This is a genomic window from Shewanella sp. 0m-6, assembly GCF_052977325.1.
Genome location: NZ_JBRIMD010000001.1, coordinates 217,967 through 242,742, shown reverse-complemented (window position 1 = coordinate 242,742; position 24,776 = coordinate 217,967). Strand labels below are relative to the sequence as shown.

At 44.8% G+C, this 24,776-nt stretch carries 23 protein-coding genes; 11 read left to right on the top strand and 12 right to left on the bottom strand.

Features of this window, described 5'->3' with window-relative positions; all coding sequences use genetic code 11:
- Positions 1–243 precede the first annotated feature (243 nt).
- On the top strand, positions 244–912 hold the full coding sequence (locus ACVBJC_RS01055; RefSeq protein ID WP_447158935.1) for a flagellar brake domain-containing protein: 669 nt from the start codon (positions 244–246) through the stop codon (positions 910–912).
- A gap of 82 nt (positions 913–994) precedes the next feature.
- Here ACVBJC_RS01055 and ACVBJC_RS01050 read toward each other — a convergent pair whose 3' ends face one another.
- The 3 genes from ACVBJC_RS01050 to ACVBJC_RS01040 all read right to left on the bottom strand — a co-directional run bounded on the left by ACVBJC_RS01050 (position 995) and on the right by ACVBJC_RS01040 (position 3,105).
- Positions 995–1,966 carry a hypothetical protein gene (locus ACVBJC_RS01050; RefSeq protein ID WP_447158936.1) on the bottom strand — a complete coding sequence of 324 codons (972 nt, stop codon included), beginning with the start codon at positions 1,964–1,966 and terminating at the stop codon, positions 995–997.
- A 148-nt stretch (positions 1,967–2,114) separates the two neighbouring features.
- Positions 2,115–2,750 (bottom strand): class I SAM-dependent methyltransferase, encoded by a 636-nt coding sequence (locus tag ACVBJC_RS01045; protein ID WP_447158937.1) that lies wholly within the window; start codon positions 2,748–2,750, stop codon positions 2,115–2,117.
- A gap of 37 nt (positions 2,751–2,787) precedes the next feature.
- Positions 2,788–3,105, bottom strand: a complete 318-nt coding sequence (locus ACVBJC_RS01040; RefSeq protein WP_447159133.1) for a hypothetical protein — start codon at positions 3,103–3,105, stop codon at positions 2,788–2,790.
- Between the two features lie 450 nt (positions 3,106–3,555).
- Between ACVBJC_RS01040 and ACVBJC_RS01035 the strand changes: the two genes are divergently transcribed.
- On the top strand, positions 3,556–5,694 hold the full coding sequence (locus ACVBJC_RS01035) for a putative bifunctional diguanylate cyclase/phosphodiesterase (RefSeq protein ID WP_447159134.1): 2,139 nt from the start codon (positions 3,556–3,558) through the stop codon (positions 5,692–5,694).
- A gap of 230 nt (positions 5,695–5,924) precedes the next feature.
- On the opposite strand, the gene ACVBJC_RS01030 is transcribed toward ACVBJC_RS01035, so the two are convergent.
- The gene (locus ACVBJC_RS01030; protein ID WP_447158938.1) at positions 5,925–6,518 is read right to left on the bottom strand and encodes a tRNA-uridine aminocarboxypropyltransferase; all 594 of its coding nucleotides are present in this window, start codon (positions 6,516–6,518) and stop codon (positions 5,925–5,927) included.
- A 299-nt stretch (positions 6,519–6,817) separates the two neighbouring features.
- On the opposite strand from ACVBJC_RS01030, the gene ACVBJC_RS01025 reads away from it, so the two are divergent.
- Positions 6,818–7,834 carry a putative porin gene (locus ACVBJC_RS01025; protein WP_447158939.1) on the top strand — a complete coding sequence of 339 codons (1,017 nt, stop codon included), beginning with the start codon at positions 6,818–6,820 and terminating at the stop codon, positions 7,832–7,834.
- A gap of 137 nt (positions 7,835–7,971) precedes the next feature.
- Here the strand turns inward: ACVBJC_RS01025 and ACVBJC_RS01020 are convergent, their stop codons facing one another.
- A complete protein-coding gene (locus ACVBJC_RS01020) occupies positions 7,972–9,174 on the bottom strand; it encodes a multidrug effflux MFS transporter (protein WP_447158940.1) in 1,203 nt (400 codons plus the stop codon).
- Between the two features lie 100 nt (positions 9,175–9,274).
- Between ACVBJC_RS01020 and ACVBJC_RS01015 the strand changes: the two genes are divergently transcribed.
- Together ACVBJC_RS01015 and ACVBJC_RS01010 are read left to right on the top strand one after the other, a co-directional pair.
- The gene (locus ACVBJC_RS01015; RefSeq protein WP_447158941.1) at positions 9,275–10,249 is read left to right on the top strand and encodes a LysR substrate-binding domain-containing protein; all 975 of its coding nucleotides are present in this window, start codon (positions 9,275–9,277) and stop codon (positions 10,247–10,249) included.
- A 187-nt stretch (positions 10,250–10,436) separates the two neighbouring features.
- Positions 10,437–10,766, top strand: a complete 330-nt coding sequence (locus tag ACVBJC_RS01010) for a hypothetical protein (protein WP_447158942.1) — start codon at positions 10,437–10,439, stop codon at positions 10,764–10,766.
- Positions 10,767–10,827: 61 nt separating this feature from the next.
- On the opposite strand, the gene ACVBJC_RS01005 is transcribed toward ACVBJC_RS01010, so the two are convergent.
- From ACVBJC_RS01005 to ACVBJC_RS00995, 3 genes are all read right to left on the bottom strand, one after another.
- On the bottom strand, positions 10,828–12,096 hold the full coding sequence (locus tag ACVBJC_RS01005; RefSeq protein ID WP_447158943.1) for a hypothetical protein: 1,269 nt from the start codon (positions 12,094–12,096) through the stop codon (positions 10,828–10,830).
- A gap of 386 nt (positions 12,097–12,482) precedes the next feature.
- Complete coding sequence (locus tag ACVBJC_RS01000) at positions 12,483–13,913, bottom strand: DUF4145 domain-containing protein (protein ID WP_447158944.1); 1,431 nt, start codon at positions 13,911–13,913, stop codon at positions 12,483–12,485.
- Positions 13,914–14,040: 127 nt separating this feature from the next.
- On the bottom strand, positions 14,041–14,787 hold the full coding sequence (locus tag ACVBJC_RS00995; protein ID WP_447158945.1) for a hypothetical protein: 747 nt from the start codon (positions 14,785–14,787) through the stop codon (positions 14,041–14,043).
- 207 nt (positions 14,788–14,994) lie between these two features.
- Here ACVBJC_RS00995 and ACVBJC_RS00990 point away from each other — a divergent pair, with 207 nt between their 5' ends.
- Both ACVBJC_RS00990 and ACVBJC_RS00985 read left to right on the top strand, forming a co-directional pair.
- Positions 14,995–15,513: a DUF2780 domain-containing protein gene (locus ACVBJC_RS00990; RefSeq protein ID WP_447158946.1), complete on the top strand. Its 519-nt coding sequence runs from the start codon at positions 14,995–14,997 to the stop codon at positions 15,511–15,513.
- Positions 15,514–15,624: 111 nt separating this feature from the next.
- Positions 15,625–16,086, top strand: coding sequence for a tellurite resistance TerB family protein (locus ACVBJC_RS00985; RefSeq protein ID WP_447158947.1), 462 nt, complete (start codon positions 15,625–15,627; stop codon positions 16,084–16,086).
- Between the two features lie 171 nt (positions 16,087–16,257).
- On the opposite strand, the gene ACVBJC_RS00980 is transcribed toward ACVBJC_RS00985, so the two are convergent.
- The gene (locus ACVBJC_RS00980; RefSeq protein WP_447158948.1) at positions 16,258–17,235 is read right to left on the bottom strand and encodes a LysR family transcriptional regulator; all 978 of its coding nucleotides are present in this window, start codon (positions 17,233–17,235) and stop codon (positions 16,258–16,260) included.
- A gap of 238 nt (positions 17,236–17,473) precedes the next feature.
- Between ACVBJC_RS00980 and menD the strand changes: the two genes are divergently transcribed.
- From menD to menE, 4 genes are all read left to right on the top strand, one after another.
- Positions 17,474–19,183, top strand: a complete 1,710-nt coding sequence (gene menD, locus ACVBJC_RS00975; protein ID WP_447158949.1) for a 2-succinyl-5-enolpyruvyl-6-hydroxy-3-cyclohexene-1-carboxylic-acid synthase — start codon at positions 17,474–17,476, stop codon at positions 19,181–19,183.
- Positions 19,183–19,998 carry a 2-succinyl-6-hydroxy-2,4-cyclohexadiene-1-carboxylate synthase gene (menH, locus tag ACVBJC_RS00970; protein WP_447158950.1) on the top strand — a complete coding sequence of 272 codons (816 nt, stop codon included), beginning with the start codon at positions 19,183–19,185 and terminating at the stop codon, positions 19,996–19,998. The genes menD and menH overlap by 1 nt, the downstream gene beginning before the upstream one ends.
- Before the next feature lie 14 nt (positions 19,999–20,012).
- Positions 20,013–21,098 (top strand): o-succinylbenzoate synthase, encoded by a 1,086-nt coding sequence (menC, locus tag ACVBJC_RS00965; protein WP_447158951.1) that lies wholly within the window; start codon positions 20,013–20,015, stop codon positions 21,096–21,098.
- Between the two features lie 69 nt (positions 21,099–21,167).
- Positions 21,168–22,601 carry an o-succinylbenzoate--CoA ligase gene (gene menE / locus ACVBJC_RS00960; protein ID WP_447158952.1) on the top strand — a complete coding sequence of 478 codons (1,434 nt, stop codon included), beginning with the start codon at positions 21,168–21,170 and terminating at the stop codon, positions 22,599–22,601.
- 44 nt (positions 22,602–22,645) lie between these two features.
- Here the strand turns inward: menE and ACVBJC_RS00955 are convergent, their stop codons facing one another.
- The 3 genes from ACVBJC_RS00955 to ACVBJC_RS00945 all read right to left on the bottom strand — a co-directional run bounded on the left by ACVBJC_RS00955 (position 22,646) and on the right by ACVBJC_RS00945 (position 24,725).
- Positions 22,646–22,984: a hypothetical protein gene (locus tag ACVBJC_RS00955; protein ID WP_447158953.1), complete on the bottom strand. Its 339-nt coding sequence runs from the start codon at positions 22,982–22,984 to the stop codon at positions 22,646–22,648.
- Between the two features lie 675 nt (positions 22,985–23,659).
- Entirely contained in the window at positions 23,660–24,100 is a 441-nt protein-coding gene (locus ACVBJC_RS00950; protein WP_447158954.1) for a YkvA family protein, read from the bottom strand.
- 379 nt (positions 24,101–24,479) lie between these two features.
- On the bottom strand, positions 24,480–24,725 hold the full coding sequence (locus ACVBJC_RS00945) for a hypothetical protein (RefSeq protein WP_442529482.1): 246 nt from the start codon (positions 24,723–24,725) through the stop codon (positions 24,480–24,482).
- Positions 24,726–24,776 lie beyond the last annotated feature (51 nt).

The following is a 24,776-nucleotide window of genomic DNA, read 5'->3' as shown; positions in this document are numbered from 1 at the left end:
AACCTTTTCCAGTCAGCGTATGACGAAAATTTGTGTTTTTCCGACTATTATTCTTTTTCATCGCGATGTTTCGCTATGAAAGCAGCGTCCATCAAAAAGCAAATTGTGATGAAAATCAAATTAACTGCGGCAAATATTTGTAACTCAAGGTAAACCAGACGCAACGCCGGTGTGTTCTCGTTGTTGAAAACGACTCTTTTATGTTAGCTTCAAGCTCTGCTTAATCGACGGGTAGGTTGCTTTATGCCATCAGAAAAGGACTTCAATACATTAGACACGATAAACTGCGGCACTGGGGTGCACCTGCAGTTACTCACACCAACACAAACAATTCGCTTGCGTAGCCGCTTAATCGGCATAGATCCCGGTCGTTCGGTTATCTTAGCCTTAGGCAATGACAAAGCTTGGCAAGCTGCAAGTGCCTATATCAGAGAGCGACAGAGTGTGATCCTTCGGGTCGTCAGTAGCGACGAGCAAGATGCCAAGATCTTGGCCTTTAGAAGTACTATTCAACAAGTTGTTAGCTCTGTAGGTCGCTGGCTAATAGTCACCTATCCCAAAGAGTTGCAAACGGTTGCCTTGAGGCAGCATTCTCGCGTGCCTATCAATGTCAAAGCCAGTCTTATTGCACTCGATTGTGCTGATGTTATTTCAAGCGGTTATTTAAAAGATATCTCAATTAAAGGCGGGGCATTTGTAGGTAAAGCCAGAAGCGATTTTATTGTGGATAGCCAATTTAGGCTCGAAGTTGAGCTTGATGATGAGCTAAAAACCATTCCTGTAACCCTGAAGAATCAGCAAGAGTTAGAGCCACAAACAGGCTTAGCACAATATGGTTTTGCCCTAGATTCAGAGGCTGAAGCGACACTAGAGTTAGTGCAAAAGGTAATACTGCATCACTTAAACAGCTAAATAGATATGGCTGGTACCGAATAACCGCACTGATAGCTTCAGCTAAGGTTAATGAGATCACCAGCCACGTTATTTATTCAAATCACTGAGCAACAAAAATCTGCTCGATGCTATGCAGTAGTTTTGGCGATTTAAGCTCGGTTTCGCCCGTCATTAAGAATGAAAAGTTCTCTGCAATGATCTCTTCTGGATGGATAATATAGTTGGTATTACGGCCAATTTGCTTAAAGAAGCCCTTTAGCTCAGACACTTTTACAATTTGTGCATTGGCCGGATCATAAGCTGCGGTATTTGGCTGCTCATCACTGCCGACAATCACAAAGTTAAACTCTAAATAATCAAAAAACTCACCGCCTTTCTCTAGGCTATATTGCTTATCAGCCGAGTACAGAATAGGCACAGCCCAAACCAGCTTATCGTCATAGCGAACTCTAATGGCAAAGTCGTTGATGGGTGCATCGGGATTGGTGATTTTTTGCTTGGCAAGCGCCGTAGGAAAACTAATCTCGCCGACAGGGTAAAAGCCAATCGCTTGATAAAGCTGCTGTTTCATTTGGGGATTAAAACGAGAAAATATATGCAGTAACTCATGGGCAACTAACCCAGGCAGGCCTTGTTCATTTGTCAGCTGCTTTTGCTGCAAAATAATGGCTTGGCCTCGGGTATAAGCCGCGCCGCCCTCTTCTAAGCCGGTGGTTTTAATAAACTCTATGGGTGTTGGCAGTGACACTTTTAATGCCGCTAGTTGAGGCTGGATCTGGGCAAATGCTTGCTTCACAGCAGTACGCTCTTGCTCACTCCAATCTAAGGTCTGTCCTGCAACAAAAGCCAGATACTCAGCTTTACTCGGACTGTCTGCACGCTTCATGCGTGAGGCCATATCAAATTGACTAATACCACGAACAAAGTCATCTTCTTGGGTTAATACGTTAGCGGCATCGGCTTTGTTTAAAAACGTAATCGAGTCACTCGACGCAGCCTGTGCAGCGCTCGATAGCGAAGCACTAAAGCAGATACACGCCCAATAGATAAGTGCCGAAATTGTTACTTTCATACTGCTCATTCCTTTGTTCATATTAACAATAAGGCCCTATAGAAGAGCCTTTGCAGATGGGGGGTTTATTTTTACACAGCGACTATTTTTACACAGCGACTATAGCAAGTTGTTGCCAGCTTGAGGACAGGGCTTTACGCACCTGCCGTTAATCTTTAGTAAAAAGCACTACATCATTACCCATGACTTCGAGTGTCCAGCCGTACTGCTTGGCTATCCATTCAAAGGTCGCGGTTGAGTAAAATCTTATATGAGTCGGGTCGCCTTTATAATGCCAGTTGCGAAAAGCGTCGAGATCGCCTGCCCGCTTAGTCATAATTACCAATAGGCCGCCAGGTTGTAGCAGGCTATCGAGTGTCGCTAATAAGGACTTTGCATCCGCTACATGCTCAATCACCTCTGTGATTGTGACAAAATCATATTGCTGCTGCAGCTTTTGAGGGGCGTTGCAATAATAGAGATCGTAATTATCAACCTTGATGCCTTTTTCTGCCGCCATCACGCTAATTGTGGGACCGGGGCCGCAGCCAAAATCTAGCCCCTGCGCATCTTGAGTGACTCGCGCTAAAATAGGATCCAGTGCCCTTGATAAAAATTTACGGTAACCAAGATCATCAGGATTATTCTGATGTTGATCATAAACGGCTTTTTCATCAACACTATTAAGCAAGAAGCGATCTGGAACGCTGACCAGTAAGCAATGATTGCAGCGCTGATATTCTCTCAGCTTATCTTGATGGAAAGCCTGTAAATCAGGCTGCTGGCACAAGGGACAAATACTCACTGGATATTCCTAACTCTATTTATTTTGGTAATAAGGCTTATTCAAAAGGCTTGGGGATTTTGCGATCTTTACTGGCCGCTTCTCGCGCTTCACGCAAGTATTTTTCTTCACGCGATTCACGCTGCTTAAATTGTGTTTGTGCTTTTTCTCTTTGCTCGCTTTCCCAATCACCAGACTCTTGCCTTTCAAGCACTTTGCTTTCGCGCTCTTGCCTTTGCTTGGCGGCATCACGCGCTTTTTGCAGTTGCTCATGCTCAACGCGTTGCTTGGTTTTTTCTGCTTGTAGCGATAAAGAATGGGCCCGCTCAGCGGTCGCTTCTGGGTCCGCCGCGGCTAAATCTAAACTCATTCCCATAAAACCAAGAAAAACGAAGAGCTGACTCGTTAATGCTATTTTCTGAATGGCCACTTTTATTCCTTTTATAAGAAGCACTTCTCTAAATGCATATTCTACCCATTTCCTCGGTGCTCGCATCGTCTTTTATTTTGTCTTGGCCACTATTTATCTCAAGCAATTGAATTAAAGTGCTTAAATTAAAACCGTTGTATTACAGCAAACCGTCACTGCGATGGTTAGCAACGATTTTAATCGGTACTGACTGCTTAACTTATCGATTTCAAAACTATTTTTGTTGTAAATGTTCTCTAGATTCAATTTTGTTACATCTTAATTGTACAAAGCGTCAAATAAAGGTATTTTTGACGCCAATCGAATAAAGCTATACTAAATTGCTGGCTTTATCATCAATTCCTGTGTTGTTCTAGCACTGAATAGAGTCATACCAAAAGGGAAGAGTGTATGAGTGTGTCAATGTGGTCTAAGCTATATTCGCGTGTATCTTTTACCGTCCCCGGATTATCAGATCAGCTCAAGCTTTGGCAAAACGAGTCTGAGCCCACTGCATTGGCTATTATTCAAGGTTCTCGCTTTTTGGCAGCTAATGCTGCAACGCTCAACTATTTTGAGAGCCAAGAGCATAACTTTCTTCATGCAACACCGTTTGATTTTTCCCCTAGGATCCAATCATCAGGCAGAAGCAGCGTCGAATATGGCCAGCAAATGCTCAAAAGAGCCGCTAAAGGCGAAGTTGTATCGATGAGCTGGCTACACATGAGCCAGCAAGGCAAAGACTTACCCACAGTTGTGACTATCTATCCTGCTGAACTTGATGAAAAACAAGTGATGATTATTTCGTTTAAGCCTATGAATAGGCGTAAGCGCACTAGAGAGACCATCAGCAACGGCTTTGAAACCTTGCCCAAAGAATTGATGTCAATCACCTTAGAAGACAGCGCTGAAGCGGTTTATATCACCGACGAGAGCAAACGTATCTTGGCGGTAAATAAAGCGATGTGCCGTATTTGTGGTTTCAGTGCTGAACATTTACTCACAAAAACCCCCGCCGACCTGCATCTTGAAGTGCAGCTCGATACGCACACATCCAGCACACAATTAAACGATCGTGGTAGCTGGCAAGGTGAAGTTTGGAAATGCCGCTCTGATGGCTCTACTTTTCCTGCATGGCAGAGCTGTCGACGGATTTATGCCGATGGACAGGTCTTCTATGTCAATCTATTTAGTGATATCAGTGACAAAAAAGCCCTCGAAGCTAAACTCACTCAACAAGCCATGTATGACAAACTGACCGGGCTACCCAACCGTTTTCATCTGATTAAGCTCCTCAATAAATCCATTAGTCATATCAAGCATAAGCCTGACATGATTGGCGCCTTAATGTTCTTAGATCTCAATGGTTTTAAAAATGTTAACGACAGTTTTGGCCATTCAACGGGTGATAAAGTCTTACAGCTTGTAGCAGCAAGATTAGAAGCATGCTGTATTGAGAATGCTGAAATTGCGCGTCTTGGTGGCGATGAATTTACTTTAATACTGCCTGAGTGCGCTAGCAGACAAGAGATTGAAGCATTTTCAGAGTTAGTACTCTCACTGTTTGAAGCACCGTTCGAGGTCGATAGTCAAAAGTTTTATCTGGGAACCAGTATCGGGATCTCGCTTTTTCCGCAACAAAGCGATGAAGCGAATCAGCTACTGAGCATGGCTGATACCGCAATGTACTCAGCTAAAAATAGCCCTAATCATATTCGCTTTTATAACGCTACGATTCGAGAGGCTGCTGAGAAAAAGCTCCACATTTTAAATGATCTGCGCCATGCACAAGGTTTAAGGCAATTTAGTTTAGTCTATCAAGGTATTGTCGAGCTTGAGTCTAGCGAGTTAGTGAGTGTCGAAACCCTGCTTCGCTGGCAACGAAGTAATGGTGAAATCCTTGAAGCTCACGACTTTGTTCCTCTATTAGAAGAGACGGGCTCAATGGTCAACGTGGGGCAATGGGTATTGGAGCAAGCCTGCTTACAGATGGTAAAATGGCGTAAAGAGTTCAACCCAATATTAAAAATTAGCGTCAACATTTCAGCCTCACAGCTTGAGCATCCCGATTTCATCTCCATGCTTGAAAGAGTATTAGCACGAACACAGTTACCTGCTAATGCCTTAATTATAGAGATCACCGAAAGCGCGCTTATCCGCCGACCGACGCTCATTACAAAAGTGCTGACCCAATTAAAAGCGATGAGCATCAGCATTGCCATTGATGACTTCGGTGCAGGCTTATCTTCATTGAGCCATTTAAGCACCTTGCCAATTGACACCCTAAAAATTGACTCTGAGTTTGTCCAAAATCTACACTGCGAGCAGGGAGTTAACCTCTGTAAAGCCGTCATCCAGTTAGCTCAGACCTTGAAGATCCGCTTTATTGTTGAAGGGATAGAAACCAGACAGCAAAGAGATTTGCTTTTAACCATAGGGAAAGGGATGGGCCAAGGCTACTATTTTGGCAAACCGACAACCAGCGAACGCTTTTCTTTAGAAACATTGAAGTCAATTACGCGAGAAGATTCGCTCCCCCAAGCATGTGGAGGGTAGCTACGCCAGCACTCTGAATGTAATTACTCAGTGTCGCTCCCTGCAAAAGCTGTTGCCAGCGTAGCCACTATCATCACCATAAGATGATAGGCATATTAAACCCTATTACCGCTAAAATTAGCGTGATATCGACAGGGTTTTTTCAAGGAATAAACGATGTGAATCACAAAAGCTCACATCGATGAACGGACTCATCGACACACCTCATACCTGCAAATCAATAAAGATTCTTAGCGATATCTGGCTCTTACTTCTGCTGGCATAGACGCTAGCCTCTGCTCAACCATCGCGCTTAAGGCATGAGTTAACGGCGTAACATCTTGCTGCTGATCGATCGCCTTGAGCATCATGGCCGCCGCTTCTAATGTTGACAAACTATCACTGCGACTGGCTTTGCGTATTGTGTAATTTGACGCGGAATCTAGATCCAAATGCAGCGCAGGATAAGCCTGCAGCCAAGGGTTTAACTGCAGTAACTTATACGCCTTACGCCAGGTACCATCTAAAAAAAGCAGTATTACCTCTTTCTCAACCTGAGTCTCGTTTGCCGATACACTATTGTCTGACGGATACACTAAATAAATAGGCTTATTCGACTGCGCTAATTGCTCACGCACCCCTGCAAAATCATCGGGGTTTTCACCCACTACAACTTGCGTGTTTGTAATGACAAGCTCTAGCAAGCGCACACTATTTTTGGCATGGCCGACTTCACTCGGGTCTTGCAAAATAATCAGTTCAGGTTTGACCTGCATGGTTTGAATACTGGCACACAAACACGCATTTAACGGATAGTGACAGTTAGGACAAGTTGGACGAGACACAAAACCTCTAAGTATTTGTTTGGAGTAGCCTGCAAATTGTAGCTGAGTGTTGTTACAAATTACACGACTACTTAGCTTTACAATTGCGCTTGATATAGCGTAAGTTTCAACCAGATCATTTTAAGTGGCTAATTTAAAAGAATGAATTAGCCGTACACCTGGATCTTATTAGATAGTTTATCTGCGCTAGCTTGTACAGATTATTTGCTATTTAGACTACGGGTGAACTGAGTAATACCACTCAGTATAAAGGTCATCATCGCAGCCCTATCAATTTAGGGCTCTAACAAGGACGTAAAATGAAAAGAAGCACAATATCTCTGGTTATATTATCTAACCTTATTGCCTGTAATGTTCTAGCAAGCGATGCTCCAACTCAGACAAATAACAGCTATCAACACGAATTAGATCTTGCCCTTGGCACCTATAGTGATGACTTTGGCGATGGTATTTGGAATTTTGGTTATCGCTACTACTTTACCCCCGTCGATATTTCTAAAGGTCCTTATGCACTTAACGGAACCCTAGCGCAAACCTCAAATATTGGTGTGCAATATTCCCAAATGCAAGTGATTAACGATGTTGATGTCTATCATGTTGATGCCACATACGTGTTTAATTCAAAATGGTTTGCTGGAGGCATATACGCAAAGACCGATAATAACAGTCACCACACGATACTAGATAGAAGCCAAGATACCTATCAGTTAAGCTTAGGTTACTATTTTAACGACACCTCTGAAGTTTCCATTTACTACACCAATACCAATGGTTCAGATAGCATTGAAGATACTTATAACATGAACCAACCCCCTATCGGGTACGTGTATAGAACATCCTTTGAAGACAACTCTGATACTTATGGGGTAAAGGCGCGTAGCTTTATTCCAATGCAATCATTCACGGGTATAGAGCTAGCAGGATTTTGGCAGTACAGTAAAACTGACGATCTAAATACCTTAAGCTACTACACAGGCAATGCCGACGAAGTGGGGCACGCTCGATATGAAGGAAACACAGAGAGTCACTTAGTGCATCTTTCCGCTGATTTCTATATCAATCATTCATGGTCAGTGGGTGGGGAATATTCATGGCGCAATTTTGATAGTAAATTGATGTCGTGGCACAGCCAGGACGACAGTCTTTATCAAAATAGCCATGACAATAGCGATAGCCTTTACGCCATCAATACTGCCTACTGGTGGCAGTTCTCTAATATTTTCGCAGCCAACGCTTCTGTAGCTAAGTACTTCGATGACGAAGGTGACTCACCTGATGGTGTTTTCTTCCGTCTGGCCGTTAACGCCCGCTTCTAATCTCATACACTAAAATAAAAAAACACTAAAATAAAAAAAGCCTGCAGAGATGGTTAGTCTATGCAGGCTAAGGGTGTTTCAGGGTGAAACAAAGTTAACTGTTACTATTAGTTATCAGCCGCTCTCGGCAGACAAGCCTAATAAGCGTGTTGCTCTTGATGCCAGTGATCTAACTTTGGCATCGCCATCATAGCGAGTAGCACGATGGCACCAGAGCCCATCAGCATTGCTACTGCATAAGGGGCTGGCAGACTCGTTTGCTGCACTAACGCCGTAAGTAGTGAAGCGCCACTCATCTGAATAAAGCCAAGCATTGCCGTTGCAGTGCCCGCTCTTTCACCAAAGGCTGATAGCGCCATGCTGGTTGCAGGGCCAAGTAACAGTGCAAAGCCAATACATAGCAGCATCATAGGTAGCATATAGCTATACGCCGCCATCATGCCTGTTTGCGGCCCAACGAGCTGCACTATGACCTGAGTTACCGCAGATACTAGCATTAGCGCTAATGCGATAATCACTGTAGAGCGGTTACCTAATTTTTTCATCACTAACGGCGCTGCAAAACAAGCCACGATATTCACTGCTGCATTTAAACCAAACAGGCCACTGAAGGCTAATTCAGACACTCCAAGGTGACCAATCAACCAGACTGGCGCATAAGACACATAACTAAGAATCGCAGCCATACCTGCCATACAAGCGATAGCATAAAACACAAAATGTGGCTCGGTTATCACCGGCTTATAGCGTGCCCAGCGATATAGCGGCCCATCACTCACGGTATTTTGTGGGCGAGTCTCAGGTAAGCGATAGGTCACTAACGCAAGAATAACCAGGCCATATAGCGCCATAAAAATGAAGTTAGAGCGCCAGCCAAATTGCAGCGCTAACATGCCGCCAAGTGTCGGTGCTAATGCAGGAATAATACAGATCATGCCATTCAAATAGCTGTAGTATCGCGCGCCTTCTTTTGGTGAAAAGCAGTCCCTTACGGCACTAAATACCACTATTGAAGTTGAACACGCGGCTAGGCCCTGCATCACTCTGGCTATTTGAAGCCAATGAAACTCCACAGCGATAGCGGCTAATACACTGCTAATCATGTAAAAAATGATACCGCCAATCGCAATGGGGCGACGACCATAACGGTCTGCTAACGGCCCGATTAATAGCTGGCCTGTGCCCATAGCAAATAAGAAAAGCACTAGCGTCGATTGGATCTCGCTCGCTGACACAGAAAACTCTGCCGCCATTGCAGGCATAGATGGGAGGTAAATATCGATAGCCAACGGGCTTAAAATCACCATTGGCAATAAAATAGGTAACAAACTACGACGCATGATCTTTCTCAGAATTAGGAAAACAGCGCTATAGTAATCAAACTAAGGTATGAACAGAAATGATATTATTTCCATTATGAATTTCCATTGAGGAATATCTTTGAAACTTGAAAACCTCGCACGTATCGATCTAAACCTATTGGTTATCTTACAAGTGCTATTAGAAGAACAAAGTGTCACCCGTGCGGCCAACCGTTTGCATGTCAGCCAGTCAGCGTTAAGCAAGAGTTTACACCGGTTAAGAGAAACCCTAGGTGACCCGCTTTTTCTGCGCACAGCTCATGGACTTAAGCCAACGGCTCATGCCGTGCAGTTAGGAAAAATGCTGCCGCAATGCTTACAAGGGCTGCACCAATTAACCTTGCCGCCCAGTTTTACGCCACATAACAGCACGCGCCAGTTTTCATTTGCCATGGTTGAGAGCGCCTATGAAACATTGATCCCCTACTTTATTGGTACGCTGCTCAATCGAGCGCCCAACCTTAAACTCAATAGCTTTGTATGGACAGAAAACTCGATTCAAGCTATTCAGCAAGGACAGATAGACTTTGGTATTTCAGGGCGGGAACTGCATCCACAGGCTGCCTTTCAAGTCGATAGATTACCCGAGGGCATAGCGCACCAGACCTTATTTACCGACCATCAAGTCTGCTTAGTCCGCCAAGACCACCCCATTCTCTCAACAATAGCGGCTGGTCACTGGGATCTTGATATTTATCTTGAGATGTCACATGTTCAAGTACGTTGTGAAGGCAATGACTGGTGGGCACTCGATTACCATCTAGCTGATTTAGGCCATCATCGTCGCCTAAGCACCACCGTGCCTGATTTTTATGGGGCCGCGAGCGTATGTGCCCATAGCGATCTGATTTTTACCTTACCCGCGAGCTTCGCTAAACATGCTAAGAAGCTTTATTCACTCGTTGAGTTACCTCTACCCTTTGAGTTTATTCCTCTCGCCTATGTATTACTTTGGCATGAACGTAATGCTGACGAACCGGGACACAAGTGGGTAAAAGAGATTATTTGCGAAAGCGTAGCGAATGCACTTTCTAGCCATAATATCCCTAAATAGCCTGCGCAGAGTTGGGGGATGAATGCCACATATTAAGATGAAGCTTTATTAACGTGATCTTAGTTTAAATATTCGGCAATATAATATTTAACAGTTAGCCTTAGAGATCACGAACAAAAGACTAAAGCCATTCAGTCTTCATTCATCTTCTTCGTGTAAGCTAACATTAAGACATTTGGGAGAACATATGATTTATAGCCAATTTCAACACAATCCGATGCTGAATCGATTTTCTGGTACTCGTGGTTGGTTAGCATTCGTTATCGGCTTAGCGTTTATGACGTTAGCGTTGGTTGCATTGCCATTTTTATTACTATTTGGCGCCATTACTTTTGTCGTACTCAGTCTATTTGGCCGAGTATTCCTAAAGCGTCAGCTAGCTCGCTTTCAAAAGCAGCAAGCGAATCAAGAGTTTCACAGCCAAAGTGAAGAGTTCCAGGAGACTATTTTCAAAGAGACCTCCTCAACTCCACGTCAGGGTCGTACTTTTGAACACAACCCAAATGAACCAGTTTAACTCAGCTCTAACTCAAGCTTAGCACAGGTTTAACTGGGCTCGAGTTAACTGGCCTCGCAGGCTAAACGAGCATATCTGATGCATTAAGAGGTCTTGATAACAGGGCCTCAAAGCGTGTCCATTTATCTGCTTTAGTCTCAGCTCTAGCCTCTACCCAAGCAGCAACAGCATCTTCGCCCACGCTGTAGTTAATCACATACGAACGATTACGATCAAAGAACTGCACTCGTTGTTTAGCACGAGAACGCGGATATAGCGCGCCATCGATTAGCATCTTTTCAGCCGTTTCAGCATCAACCTGTTTGTCGGTTAAACACTGACTGACATAGTTTTCGTAGTAGCCAAGTTTCTTTATCAGCTTTAATACCTTATGGAATAAAGCCAGATCCCCCTCTAGCCCTGCCAGCGGCATTAGCACATCACGCTCAAAGGCCAATACTTCGTCGTCAGACATGATCAAACTCAACGCATAGTTTGCACTGCCCTCAGAAAGGTAAGAGATTGGGCTATATAACGGATAAATGGAATATTCTAGCCATTGTTTAGCCTTCACTAACTTCTGCTCTTGCAAGACATTAAATACATGATGCCCAGGATAGCCTTCATGGGACGCCAACTCTAAGTAGCGCTCAATACCTAATGGTTGGTCTTGATTTAACTGGATTAAACTGTGGGAGTCACCCTTATACCAGTTATACGCCGTCCACACTTTGTCGTTCACATATTCAATTTCAAAGCTTTCGTTGTCAGGCAAGTTCATGTGCTTGCTGGTGAGTTGCCTAGCAATATCAACCGAGGCCGTAAACACCTGTGCCGCTTTGTCTTTTGGAACAATAAACTGAGACTTAAATTGATTATAACGCTCGGTCAGGCAGCCATCTCCCGGTAGTAGAGCTTCTATGTCAGCCAGCACTTGTTGATGCTCTAGCAGTGAATAGGGACTTAAATGGCAATCATATAAAGCAACCGCTTCTTCATTAAAGCTCAGTTGCTTGCCTTGTAAGAAATTAAGATACGCACCGACAGAATGCCACTGCGTCTTTAAGAATTGATAACGCTCAACAAGCTCATCAGCGCTTACCTGTAGTGCCAGTGTTGCTAATAACTCAGAACCGAATTGATGCTGACTTTGAAGCTCTGCTAACGGTTGCCAATAGGTCTCTTTCTGCCACTCTTCTGGCCCGTAGTATGCGTCAACATAATAGCTATCATGTTGACCTACAGCTAACACCAGCTTGATATAGCGCTCTGCAAACTGATTCAGCGTAGCTTGTTGTGCATCAAATGATAAGGTTGCAGCACTGTCTTGTTCAGTATCAAAGTTTGGCAAAAGAACTCCTAGCGGGTAAGCGGATAATCAAGATCACAACCCAAGTATACATTATACAATTATAACAGTCGATTAAGCAGTTTGACTAACTAGTCAACGAGGATAACAGACAATAGATAGGGCAAGCTCAGAGGATTAAAGAGTTACAGGCTAACAGGAGCTAAATATAGCAGGGTACTGAACATGAAAAGAACTCACCCAGCAGCCCAATCGAAGTCAATCTTTGGTGCTAACCCATGCATTGATAATTATATTTTATCACTGATAATGCATAGTTATTCTGAGGTTAATTCAAGTTTAGCTGCGGAGTTAAGCGCGAATAGCGACTGAATGGGGACAAGAAAGTACAACATAGACTAGACGAACAATGCTACGGGCTCGAGTCATTACTCAGCCAACTCTGTAGGCTCTGACAATAGTTCTGCCGCTTTGTGTAATGACACACGCTCTTCTTTTGAATCGCTCACCGCTAATACCGCATCGACTTGGTGTGATAATGATCCCCATAAAGGCAAGATCACATCTAGCTCTTCCTGATTCGCTCGCTCCCGTGCCATTTTGAGTAAGGCGGCGGCAGACACCACGTCAATGTGCCCCAAAATACCATCGGCAAGGGCGATACTCAGCTCTATCATGGCTGGGACACTGTGGCCGTATTTAATCACTTCACGTAAGTAAGATTCTGCCTGGGAGAGATCTTGTCCTAATGCATTATCATCATGCAACATGGTTTGTGCGCGTGACAGCATAGCGTCAACCTGCCCTTGCTCTGCAGCCTCCGCCATCCAATAGGCACTCTTTACGCTGTCTTGCTCACAGCCTTCACCGCGAGCTAGCATCAAGGCTAAATGAAATTGTGCATGAGGAAAACCGGCCTGTGCCGCCCGATTAATATACTTATAAGCCGTGGTTAAATTATTTTGCTGGTAATACAGTACCCCAAGATTGGCCATCGCTTCTGATTGCTCAAGCTTAGCAGCCTGACTTAGAAATTTTTCGGCCAGATTTAGGTCGACACTAAATTGCTCGCTCCCCACCAGATAGAAATAACCTAGCAGTGCCATCGCATTGGCAATTCCTGCATCTGCAGCTTTAGCAATCGCTCGCTCACCAGCGGCTACGTCAGTCTCTCCACTGTAGCCATGGATTAAAGACACGCCGTGCTCATACAAGGCATTTAACTCTTTTTCCGAGGCTTGGGCGAACCAATAGCTGGCTTGTTTCAGTGAAGCTGTTGAGCGATCTTCCACCGCCTCCTGACCACTATCGTGCAGTGCCAACTCTTGCTCACGCTGCATCAATGCCCGCGTTTTTAGCGACATACCCACTAAATACTGAGACTCGGGATCTCGCTCCATTACCGCACGATAACAAAGATCTCGTCCCGCCAATGAATCAAACTCTTCGAAGTAGTAGTCGGGTTTATCTTGTTTCGTCACGCTCACAAACAGCGATTCAACCAAAGACAAAAGGTGCTTGATCGAACGTTCACTTAGTTGCTGTAACTGATCTGGAGTCAGGTGATATTTTTCAGGGTGGGCGCCACGGTTACCATCGCTTCTAAGCTTATGCAGTGCGCGTGTGGTTTTAACATCTATGAGTCGGCGTTGATTTAACTGCTCGATTCGGTCATAGAGGTTGGGGCTTTCAAAGTGAACCTTCTTCGGCTCAGCCAGAAGACTCGTTAGCTTATGACTGAAGCTACGCACATGCAGTAAAGCCTGGGTAGGAACATCTTTTACATAGCTTTTAGCCTTGCGATAATCCTCGCCTAATTCCGCAGAAAACAGATTCACGAATTCAATATCGTTCAACAAGACGTATACCCCTAACCACAACCGAAAAATATCGCTGCTTAAGCGAGTCGCAATTTTAAACTAACACGCTAACCCGGCAGCACTTTACTCGAAAGCAAAATACTGCAAGGCTCAATACAATACTGATTTAATCAGTGCTGCTGTCGTTTTCTTGAATGTTGCCAGGCGTTTCAGGAGTCGGACGCGACACCATATACAAACGGAACAGGGCAACGTTCACAAATAGGCCAAAGAAGGCCACAATCACTTCGCCAATAAGCTGTACAGGAAGGCCACCTAGCTCAGTGATTTGTGCCAATATGCCACCAAATAGCGACAATGGAATGTATAGCAATAGCACGACAATTGTTTTAAGTACGATTGGACCACTAAAACTAAAGCTGCGCTTAATCGCTTCCATTGGTGTCAGTCTTTCAACCACAACCATGAAGTTAACGAATGCCAGGCGAGCAAACAGATAAAGCGATACAAAGATACCGATAATCATCAAGTTGACATTAATCGCAGCCAAAATCATCACTGGCGCGGCAACGGCAAGACCCGAGAACACTCCCGCTAACAATAGCGGTGGAACAAAGTTCAAACCCGTCTTTAAGATCATGCCATTACTTGGGCTGTGACCTTGAGAACGGATCTCTAAAAATAACGTTAAAGCGGCGATCAGGAACGAAAACACCAGCAACAGCACCATCATGGCGACCATGTGGCTAGTGCCAAATTGTGGGTTTTCAAGATCGGCAGAACTAATCTCTAAACTTAGCCATAGTTGTATACCAACTTGTATAAATAAAATTGGTACAAACAAAAATGCTAACTGACTAATATTGTTTCGAAAAAAGTTAAAAGCTTGAGTCAAAATTGCTGACAATGGCATAGGGTTTTCCAAAAGATAAAATTCAATAACACGAGTTAACGCTAAGGATACCCAAGTTTATAAATTAATGCACAATTGAAATCACTAATTACACCACTCAAACTGAATATGTGATTCGTATTCGTTGGTGTCGACAAACAAAAAAATGCAAACAAATTGTTAAAACCGCTAGAATAGACAGAATATAAACAACTAAGGACAGCCCAAATGAAATTAACAACTGCAAGTTTGCTTGCCATTACCGCCCTACTGAGCACTCCAGCCAGTGCTGGAATTTTGGACCAATTAGGCCAAGCAACTGAAACCGCTAAAGCACCGAGCGAGCAAGCCGAGTCAAGTGACTTAGTCGGTAGCGTGATGTCACAACTGGGTCTGAGTCAGACCCAAGCTGAGGGTGGATTAGGCAGCTTGCTTTCACTGGCGAAAAGCTCTTTAGGTAGCAATGACTTTAGCTCAATAGCTGATTCGATCCCAGGGGTCGATGGGCTGTTAAGTGCAGCTCCTGAGCTAAACAGTGACTCAGGCATGTCTGGTTTATTATCAAAAGCCGGTGGCTTAGGTGAGTCTCTTCAAGGGGGTGCCATGGTGTATGACGCCTTTGAAAAGCTAGGGATTTCAAAAGAGTTAGCAGCGCCTATGGTCGATATTGTAAAAGGATACTTAGACACCAACGGTAGCGCTGGCACAGCAGATCTACTGATGAAAGGCCTTAACTCTATCTTATAAACGCCTTTCTCCTTCTCAGTTATCGGCGTATAACTGAGAGGGAACTCTCGATGAAAATAGTGCTCTAAATATCATTATAATCACATTCCCTCTTCAGCTTTAGGAGTTAATATGCTTGCAAAACTCAAACATTTCTTTGCTAATCCACACGTCAAACTATCTGATGAAGAGCTCGCCGAACATTTAAATCTAGCAGCTGCAAGCCTACTTTTAGAAGTGGTAATGGCTGATGAGAGTGTGTCTGAGCAAGAAAATAAACTCCTGCCAGAGCTGTTAACCACCACTTTAAATCTCAGCATTAACGATGTAGAAACCTTGATTAGTGATGCAAAAAAATCACAAGAGAAATCCACCTCTTTGTATGAGTTTACTCAAGCGATTAATGACAATTTCGATGTAGAACAAAAACAGCAGCTGATCTTAGCAATGTGGCAGCTTGCCTATGCTGATGGTCATTTATGTCGCTATGAAGACCAAATTATTCGCCGCACTGCTGAGCTTCTATATCTGCGCCATAGCGAACTGATCCAGATGCGAAATATCGCCATGGAACAACTCGGAAAGCCCTCTTAGACTTAGCAGGTTTTAGAATGAAGGTTCATTCTAAAACCGCATTAATCTTATTAGATGATTATGTACCTGTTAACCAGCGGAGAACCGTCTAAATGAGTTACCCTCCGCCAACAACATCAAGTTAAAATACCAATACCTGAGTGAGTTAACTTGGTTTCCATCCTCTTATCATTACGCAGCCTGAGCTAGCTTTTGCTGGTCATATAATTCTTGAGCAAGCGTGAGCTTTTCAGTTAACAGCGTCGATAACGCCTTAGAAAAATCATTTTCATGGGAATGGTGATACTGCAAATAGTAGGTATAACTTTCACGGTCACGGCTAGGAAACAGCACCTGATTATAAAAATCCGTTGCATCGATATAATCGATATCATTCCGGTTATTAAAGTACAGATGAGAGAAGATGGAGGCTGTCCAACACACATCATCACACTTAGTAAGATGATTGAGCGCCATCGCTAAACTCGTCGTTTTAAAACTCACTTTAAGGTCTAAGTCATGTTCTTTTGTATAACTTTCAAACCAATGATCAACTAAGCCCACTTTAGAGTAGTTAATAAAAACCAGCTTATTTTCGAGTAGATGCTTCAGCGTCAACTCTTTCTCAAATAATGAGTGCCCCTTCTTTGCAGCCAGAAAGTAATACTTAACGTCTCCAACCTTGACGTTCTGTACTACATCAGACGCTTTAGCGTTTACCGTAATTGCGAAATCGACTTTTCCCTGAGCCAATAACTCTTGCACATTATCGCTCCAAGGTTGAATGCTCACCGACATATCTAGCCCTTGGCGCTGACAAACTTCAGTAATCGATTCGACCAAGAATCCAGATAAATGCTCTTGAGCTGCGATCACTAATTGATTTTTAGCAGGGCGTTGAGCAGTCGCATCAGCCATCTGTTCATAGGCCTGAACAATAGATTTGGCGATAGGATATATTCTATCCGCCATTACATTAGGCTCAACACCATATTGGCGCCTAACAAACAATTCATCACGGACCACCTCTCGCATATTACTTAAAGCGCGGCTCACCTTTGGTTGTGTCGTACTAAGTTTCTGGGCAACAACCGAACCATTTTTAAACTCAACTAAGCCAACAAACACCTTGAGAGTAAAATAGTCTAACTTCGAAAGTTCCTTACGCATCAAATCCTTGCCTAAAAAAACATTTTATTAATTATTGTATACAATACTATAACACTGAAAAGTATACGATTTTGCTACCCCAATCACATCTATACCTAATTGTAGGTATAAAAATATAAAGACTGACTCTCTCTATTAATGCCTGACAAAATGCTCGCTAAAGAAAACTCTAGAGTGATCATACTCCTTTAGCCTAAAGCAAGTTAAACTAAGGCTATCAATGAGATGGTAAATACCTATGCAAACTGAACACACAGCTGAACTGAACCTGCTTTGGGGAACGTTAATCTTAGAAGAACTGGCCCGCCTTGGTGTAAAACACGTCTGTATGGCGCCAGGTTCCCGTTCCACCCCATTAACTCTAGCGGCGGCAAAACAGTCGAAGCTCAGCCAACATATTCACTTTGATGAAAGAGGCCTAGGCTTCATGGCGCTGGGCTTAGCTAAAGCAAGCCAAGCGCCTGTTGCGATTATTACCACGTCAGGGACAGCAGTCGCTAACCTTTACCCTGCAGTGATAGAAGCTTGGCTCACCCATGTGCCTTTAATCGTGTTATCTGGCGATAGACCGCCAGAGCTTATCGACTGCGGTGCTAACCAGGCCATTATTCAGCCCGCTATTTTCGCGCAATATGCTAAACAGCTAAATTTGCCAACACCCGACATGAATATCGCGCCACAAGCGCTACTGAGCATGTTAGATGAAGCGGTGTGTAACCAATCACAACCCGTGCATATCAACTGTATGTACCGTGAACCTCTATATCCAAATGAACCTAGTGTCGATTTTTCTCGCTATCTAGCGCCAGTGACCCAGTGGCAGCAACAAACCACGCCTTACAGTCGGTTCGCTCCAATGAATACAAGCCAGATGCCGACATCTGATGCTCTTGCCCGTTTTGTTCATGGTAAAGGAGTCATTGTTGCCGCGACACTCGCACCCGAGCAACAACCTGAGCAGCTCATCGCACTTGCACAAAAACTGGGCTGGCCCATTGTCACCGATGCACAGTCGCAACTGAGACAGCATGGCGGCGCAATCGGTAATATCGATCAACTGCTGCACCAGCCAAAATCAAAGGCACTGTTAGCTCAGGCTGAAAAAGTCATTGTGTTTGGCGGTCGTATTCTGTCCAAACGCCTCATTAGCTATCTCAATGACCAAGACTGGAAAGATTATTGGCAAGTACTGCCGCAGCAGCAACGGCTTGACCCCAGTAATAAATCTAAGCAGGTTTGGATTGCCCCAGCCCATCAATTTGCCGCGCTCGCCTGGCCAAGATCGTCACAAGCAAATTGGGCACTAAACTTAGTTCAATTTAACGATGAGTTAGAAACCCTGTATCAGCAGCAGATTGATCATGCCGAGTTTGGTGAAGCGCAAACCATTCGAGCGATTGCCAAGATGCAAACCAATGAGCAGCAACTGTTTATCGGTAACAGTCTTCCCGTACGCCTGTATGACATGTTCGCACCTATCACCACCGGCAGCGCAACGGTTTTCACTAACCGCGGCGCATCAGGCATTGATGGCTTATTAGCTACCGCTTGCGGTGTCGCTATTGCCGAGGCCAAACCAACGACACTCATCATTGGCGATATCTCTGCGCTACATGATCTTAATTCGCTGGCAATAGCCCGCAGTGTCACCAGCCCGTTGGTGATCGTCATTCTCAACAACGATGGCGGTAATATCTTTAATTTATTGCCTGTGCCCAATGAGCAGCTCAGAAGCGACTACTATCGTTTATCTCACGGACTCGAATTTGGTTTCGGCGCTGCCATGTTCGGCCTAGCCTACAATCAAGTCGACTCGTTAACCGACTTTATAGAGTCCTACGAGTACGCTATGACCTACTCTGGCCCCTCTGTCATAGAAGTCACAGTGGCCCAGAACCAAGCCAGCGAGCAGATAGCGCAACTAGCCAATTGGGTAAAGCAAAGCTAATGCTGAGCTATCGCTGCGCAGGTCAAATAGGCTCGCCAGCCGTGGTATTCCTGCACGGCTTTTTAGGCAGCAAAGAAGACTGGAATGAGGTTGTAGCGCAGTTACAAGATGACTTTTTTTGTATTGCTCTCGACCTGCCCGACCATGGTGATAATAACCTTGAGGCTTGTCAGGCAAACCCATTCCTCTTGCCCACGCCGGGGTTTAACCGCTGCGCAGAGCTTATTCAAACGACCTTATCGACGCTTAGCATTAGCCAATACCATTTAGTGGGCTACTCTCTTGGCGGGCGTATCGCATTGCATATCGCAAACCTGTACCCTCAGCAATTACTGAGCTTGGTTTTGGAGTCTTGTCATCCCGGTTTAAAACAAGAAAGTGATAAACTTGCTCGTAAAGAGAGTGATTCAGCATGGGCATTAAAACTGGCAAACCTGCCCATTAAACGCTTTTTAGGCCTATGGTATCAGCAAGCTGTATTTAGTGATTTAACCGACGTTGAACGCGTCCACTTAATCGACAAGAGGGCGACCAATAAGCCACAACTGCTAGCCAATTGCTATCAAGCGACCTCGCTCGCCGAGCAAGGCGACCTTTGGGATACACCCAGTCGATTGAGCGTCGTTACACACTTTATAGCAGGCCATCAAGACAGTAAATTTATGGCGCTGGCCAAATGCTGGCAACAACAGCAAGCGCTAGAGTTACATGCTATTGAAGCCAGCGGCCACAATGTGCACTTAGCAGCGCCCATCCTCTTTGGTAAACTACTAAAACACGTTTTTACCTCGACCTCTAACTCGACTTCTAACTAAAGAGTGAGCACTCAATGACAGCAACTCAACAGCAAGCAGCCCCATTAACTCTTACTCAATTGAGTCTGCATCAGTTTGCTATCGACCTAACTAAGCCACTGCCAGTAGGCAAGCAGCGCATTGAGCAGCGCCAAGGCTTAGTACTCACTGGAACAATTATGACAGCCGATGGCGATAGGCAAGAGTCGGTTGAGATCTCACCGCTTAGCGGCTCCGACAGCCAAGGGCAAATGATTACAGGCTTTAGCCGTGAGACATTAGCAGCGGTTAGCCAGCAACTCATTGAAATATTGCCATTGCTGCACCAGCAGCCAGCCGATAAGCTGTTAGACATTGCCGAACAAAGCGCGATTGCTAATCAATATCCCGCACTCGCTTATGGCCTTAGCCTGCTGCACGGTAAACTGCACGGCAAGTTAGACAGCCACCTAATAACGCCACGTACCGTGCCGCTTATTTATCGTCATGCCGATGAACCGCTTAACGCCGTCGCAGACAAAGTCCGCTCTTTGCCTAAAACTGTTTTTGCCGTAAAAGTTAAAGTGGCTCAAGACTCATTAGAAGATGAGATCAAGCTTATTCATCAGATCTTAGCGATTCGACCCGATCTAAAATTGCGTTTAGACGCTAATCGAGGCTTTAGCCTGGAGCAAGCCATAGAATTTGCCGCCTGCATACCACTTAACAGCATTGAGTATATTGAAGAGCCCTGTCAAAACCCTGAGGATAACCACGCGTTTTATCAAGCCATTGAGCTGCCATGGGCACTAGATGAAACACTCAATAGCCCAGACTATCAATTTGAAATGCAACCAGGGCTACGTGCGCTAATCCTCAAGCCAATGCTGCTTGGCAGTCTCGAGACGTTACAACGACTGATTGATACAGCTGAAGAACATGGCGTTCGCTGTATGTTAAGTTCTAGTTTAGAAGCCAGTTTAGGTATCGACGCCTTAAGCCATTTGGCACGGATCATGACGCCAAATGAGATCCCAGGGATCGACACGCTTGGCGCCTTTAGCCAGGACTTGCTCGCTCATTCAGGCAAAGCAGACTGTTTAAGCCTTGATGATTTGACGCTACTCGTCGCACTTAAGTAAGCGACTACCTCAGACCTCTATCTATAGCAGCTCAACAAGATCCACATAGGCCAAATAACGGATAACTGCATGCAAGCTAAGACACGCTCACCCATCCACAACATCGCGCAGCGTCACGGCGCTAACGCAGCCTACAAATTTGCAGGTAAAGCGGTGAGCTATAAGGGGCTAAGCCAGCAGGTTAACTCAGTTGCAGAGCAGTTATCAGCGCAGGGGCTGCAAAAAGGCGACCGCCTCGCCTGTATCGCTCATAATTGCCCTCAGCTGCTACTACTCTATTGGGCCTGTGTCGACAGCGGCATCCTCTTTTGTCCCATATCGCCACGCTTTGCTGCTAAGCAAGTCGTGGATCTGATGCAAACTCACAGTTATCGTCACTACTGGCTTGCAGTTGATAATCCGGTGGACTCGTCACTGGTTCTGGCCTTAAGCAATCAAAACCAGTTTGAGTCCGTGACTGTAGATTTTACACTCCAAAGCCAGCAGCTAGCACCAGCTCTTGAACCTCTCGTTGCCGTTAACGCAATACTCACCTCTGGCAGCAGCGGTACGCCCAAAGCCGCCGCCCATAGCCTAGCCAACCATATCGCCAGCGCGGCAGGTTCAAGTGAACTAATTACGTTAGCTGCAGGGGATAATTGGTTGCTGTCGCTGCCGCTATTTCATATCGGCGGCCTCGCGATTTTAAACCGCTGCGCCCTCGCGGGGGCGTGTGTGGTATTTGAAGACAAGCACCTAACTCTGACTGAACAACTCAGTCGCGACGCTATCACCCACCTGTCTTTAGTCAGCGCGCAGCTACAACAGCTTCTTGGTAGCGGTAGCGACAACTTAAGCCAGGTCAAAGCCATGCTGCTCGGCGGCGGCGCCATTTCAGCCAACCTGTTAGCCGAACTGGCTAAGCGCAATATCAAGGCCTACACCAGCTACGGCATGACAGAAATGGGATCGCAGATCAGCACCGGTATCGCCCGCAGCGACGGCTCTAGTGGTAACGTCTTATCGGGGCGAGAGTTAAAGGTTGTTGATGGTGAAATATGGGTAAAAGGCGAGTGCTTATTCCTTGGATATTTAACCGCTGATGGCTTTAATCTACCGCTAGATAAGGACGGCTGGTTCTACACCAAAGACTTAGGCCACTTTGATGATAACGGCAACCTCTGCATCGACGGCCGCGCCGACAACATGTTTATCAGCGGCGGCGAGAATATCCAACCCGAAGAGATAGAAACGGCACTCAAGCTACATCCACTGATCAGCGATGCCATCGTATTCCCAGTGGCAGATGCCAAGTTTGGCTATCTACCATCGGCTATTCTTAAACTAGTGAGTGGCACCAGTCATGACCAAGAGCAGTTGCCCTCGGAAGCCGAGCTAACTAAGTTCCTCGCCGACAAAATTGCCCGCTTTAAGCGACCAAGGCGTTATTACCCTTGGCCAGAAGTCAGCAGCGCAGGAATTAAAGTTATCCGTAAACAGGTTATTGAGGCGATTAAGCGTTAATGCCGCAATCAGGGCTGATAATTGTTAACTAGAATGTGTAGCGACTAATAACCCCGAACAACCAAAAAAAGTACACAAATAGCAACCAAGGCCAGAATATATAAAATTGCAGGGCCAGGATTTCCATTCTGAGCTTCTGATGCTAAATATGCATTGAACTCTTTTTTACTTTGTCGGCGTCCATATTTTGAAGCTAAATTATGTTCACCTATTGGCGTGGTACCGTCATTAACATATTGTTTTGCTGCCGCCAACGTTGGTAAAGGGCCAAAATCTTGTTGTTGTTCACTGTTTAGAACGTACCAGCTTGAGCCGCTTTTAATTATATACCGACCATCAGATACAGAATATTGACCTGCTTGAATCCTTTTTACAGCCACCATGCCAACTCCTGACGCCTAACATTTTATATGAGGTATGCGCGTATATTTGGCAAAACGTACATGCACATGTAATAAACCGATTATTACGGGCTCATAAACTTGAACCTATTGATTAATAGGTAATCTAGCAAATTGCTACTAGGAAAACGAGCGCAGCAAGTCGACAAAGTGCGCATAGCCTCTCCCCTCCCTCAAAGCGGTGAACCTTTGCTTCATCAATTCTTAGCCAGCACTTGATCTGCCTTTCAACATAGTGGTTCCAATGGCCTGCGGCAGGCGTATGTGCAGACACTGCAGAGGCACGCTTTTGCTCTTAATAACAGAACTGCCCCTGACCGCTCCACGAAAACAAACAACATCCCAGTTTAAAGGCCAGTTCGGCATCCTTACCTCTCGTTCGAGAGCTTGATAACTCCGTTATCTCTCACCAAGCCACCGACGGCCTCAGCTGTATCTACACCGGGTTAGAAAAGCATATTCACCTCACCCATTGAGTTATCAACAAAAACGAAAGACTGAACATTCACACAAGATTCTCAGGAAACACCAATCTCCCATCGAAGTTGCCGAAGTACATTGAAGACTCTTTATAAGCCAAAGTCCGTGACGCAGACATGGACGTCGGCATAGCTTTCGCGGGGCAGGGTGCCCATATGTGCTAGCTTTCAATAACCCTTAGCCAAAGATGTCTTTAACTTTTTCTTGTGCTTTACTAATTACACCTTCATCAATACAAGACGAAACAGCCACAAGAGCGGCACCTATAAGGCCAACATCATCCGTATAGCCTAAAAAAGGAGTTAAGTCAGGAATGGCATCAATAGGAGATATGAGGTATCCGAGAGCTCCGTAGATTGCTGTTTTATGGACTAAAGTACAATCCTTATGCTCTGTGGCATAATAAAGGGTAAATGCTTTTTCTAATCCAGCCTTACCAATTGAAGTTGCATAGTTTTTACATTTATCCCAAAAGCCTTCTTCACTATAGTCTTCGTTGTTTTTTTCCTGTGCTTCTTCTAATGCAACTTTGTTTTTGAGCTCTTCTTTTTCAGAAACGGTGTCAGTTTCTGGTTTATCTTTTGAAGCCTTTAATTTATCCATAGCCTTACTAAACATCCAAAATCCCTTTTTAAAGATAAATTTATTTTCAAGGTGAATGTTGGCAAAAATTACTACATATGTCTACAAGCTCACCTTTATAGACATGCAAAACTAACAATCCTACCTAACTTACAGGAGACACCTATTCCCCATCGAAGTTGCCGAAGTACGTTGGAATAAATCTCGTGATGCCGACATGGACGTCGGCATAGCTTTCGCGGGGCAGGATGCCCCATCGGAAGCGTTAGTGATTTATCCATAAGTATGAGGATCAACAACTTCGTCGGGGGCGGCGGGGAGATCCAAGAGGGGGTTGCTGTTGACCCCTTCTTGGCCGTGTGTGAGCTGGAAGCTCACGACCTTTATCAAACGAAGTTTGATTGATAAGAACTACCTACATGCCTAGGTAAACTCTAGGCATAAAAGCCCCAGACATAAAGCCAAAAGCTACCCATCCATGGGCTTTTGGCATAAATGTTCCAGACATAAAGCCAAAAACTACCCATCCATGGGCTTTTGGCATAAATGTTCCAGACATAAAGCCAAAAGCTACCCATCCATGGGCTTTTGGCATAAAAGCCCCAGACATAAAGCCAAAAGCTGCCCATCCATGGGCTTTTGGCATAAATGTTCCAGACATAAAAAAACCTGCTTGGGTAAGCAGGTTTCAATTATTAATAAAGTCTCTAAA

Bases quoted from the DNA above. Each gene is read 5' to 3' on its own strand.
- ACVBJC_RS01055 (WP_447158935.1), top strand. From the start codon at position 244: ATGCCATCAGAAAAGGACTTCAATACATTAGACACGATAAACTGCGGC.
- ACVBJC_RS01050 (WP_447158936.1), bottom strand. From the start codon at position 1,966: ATGAAAGTAACAATTTCGGCACTTATCTATTGGGCGTGTATCTGCTTT.
- ACVBJC_RS01040 (WP_447159133.1), bottom strand. From the start codon at position 3,105: ATGGGAATGAGTTTAGATTTAGCCGCGGCGGACCCAGAAGCGACCGCT.
- ACVBJC_RS01025 (WP_447158939.1), top strand. From the start codon at position 6,818: ATGAAAAGAAGCACAATATCTCTGGTTATATTATCTAACCTTATTGCC.
- ACVBJC_RS01020 (WP_447158940.1), bottom strand. From the start codon at position 9,174: ATGCGTCGTAGTTTGTTACCTATTTTATTGCCAATGGTGATTTTAAGC.
- ACVBJC_RS01010 (WP_447158942.1), top strand. From the start codon at position 10,437: ATGATTTATAGCCAATTTCAACACAATCCGATGCTGAATCGATTTTCT.
- ACVBJC_RS00995 (WP_447158945.1), bottom strand. From the start codon at position 14,787: ATGCCATTGTCAGCAATTTTGACTCAAGCTTTTAACTTTTTTCGAAAC.
- ACVBJC_RS00990 (WP_447158946.1), top strand. From the start codon at position 14,995: ATGAAATTAACAACTGCAAGTTTGCTTGCCATTACCGCCCTACTGAGC.
- ACVBJC_RS00985 (WP_447158947.1), top strand. From the start codon at position 15,625: ATGCTTGCAAAACTCAAACATTTCTTTGCTAATCCACACGTCAAACTA.
- ACVBJC_RS00980 (WP_447158948.1), bottom strand. From the start codon at position 17,235: ATGCGTAAGGAACTTTCGAAGTTAGACTATTTTACTCTCAAGGTGTTT.
- menD (WP_447158949.1), top strand. From the start codon at position 17,474: ATGCAAACTGAACACACAGCTGAACTGAACCTGCTTTGGGGAACGTTA.
- menH (WP_447158950.1), top strand. From the start codon at position 19,183: ATGCTGAGCTATCGCTGCGCAGGTCAAATAGGCTCGCCAGCCGTGGTA.
- menC (WP_447158951.1), top strand. From the start codon at position 20,013: ATGACAGCAACTCAACAGCAAGCAGCCCCATTAACTCTTACTCAATTG.
- menE (WP_447158952.1), top strand. From the start codon at position 21,168: ATGCAAGCTAAGACACGCTCACCCATCCACAACATCGCGCAGCGTCAC.
- ACVBJC_RS00955 (WP_447158953.1), bottom strand. From the start codon at position 22,984: ATGGTGGCTGTAAAAAGGATTCAAGCAGGTCAATATTCTGTATCTGAT.
- ACVBJC_RS00950 (WP_447158954.1), bottom strand. From the start codon at position 24,100: ATGTTTAGTAAGGCTATGGATAAATTAAAGGCTTCAAAAGATAAACCA.
- ACVBJC_RS00945 (WP_442529482.1), bottom strand. From the start codon at position 24,725: ATGTCTGGAACATTTATGCCAAAAGCCCATGGATGGGCAGCTTTTGGC.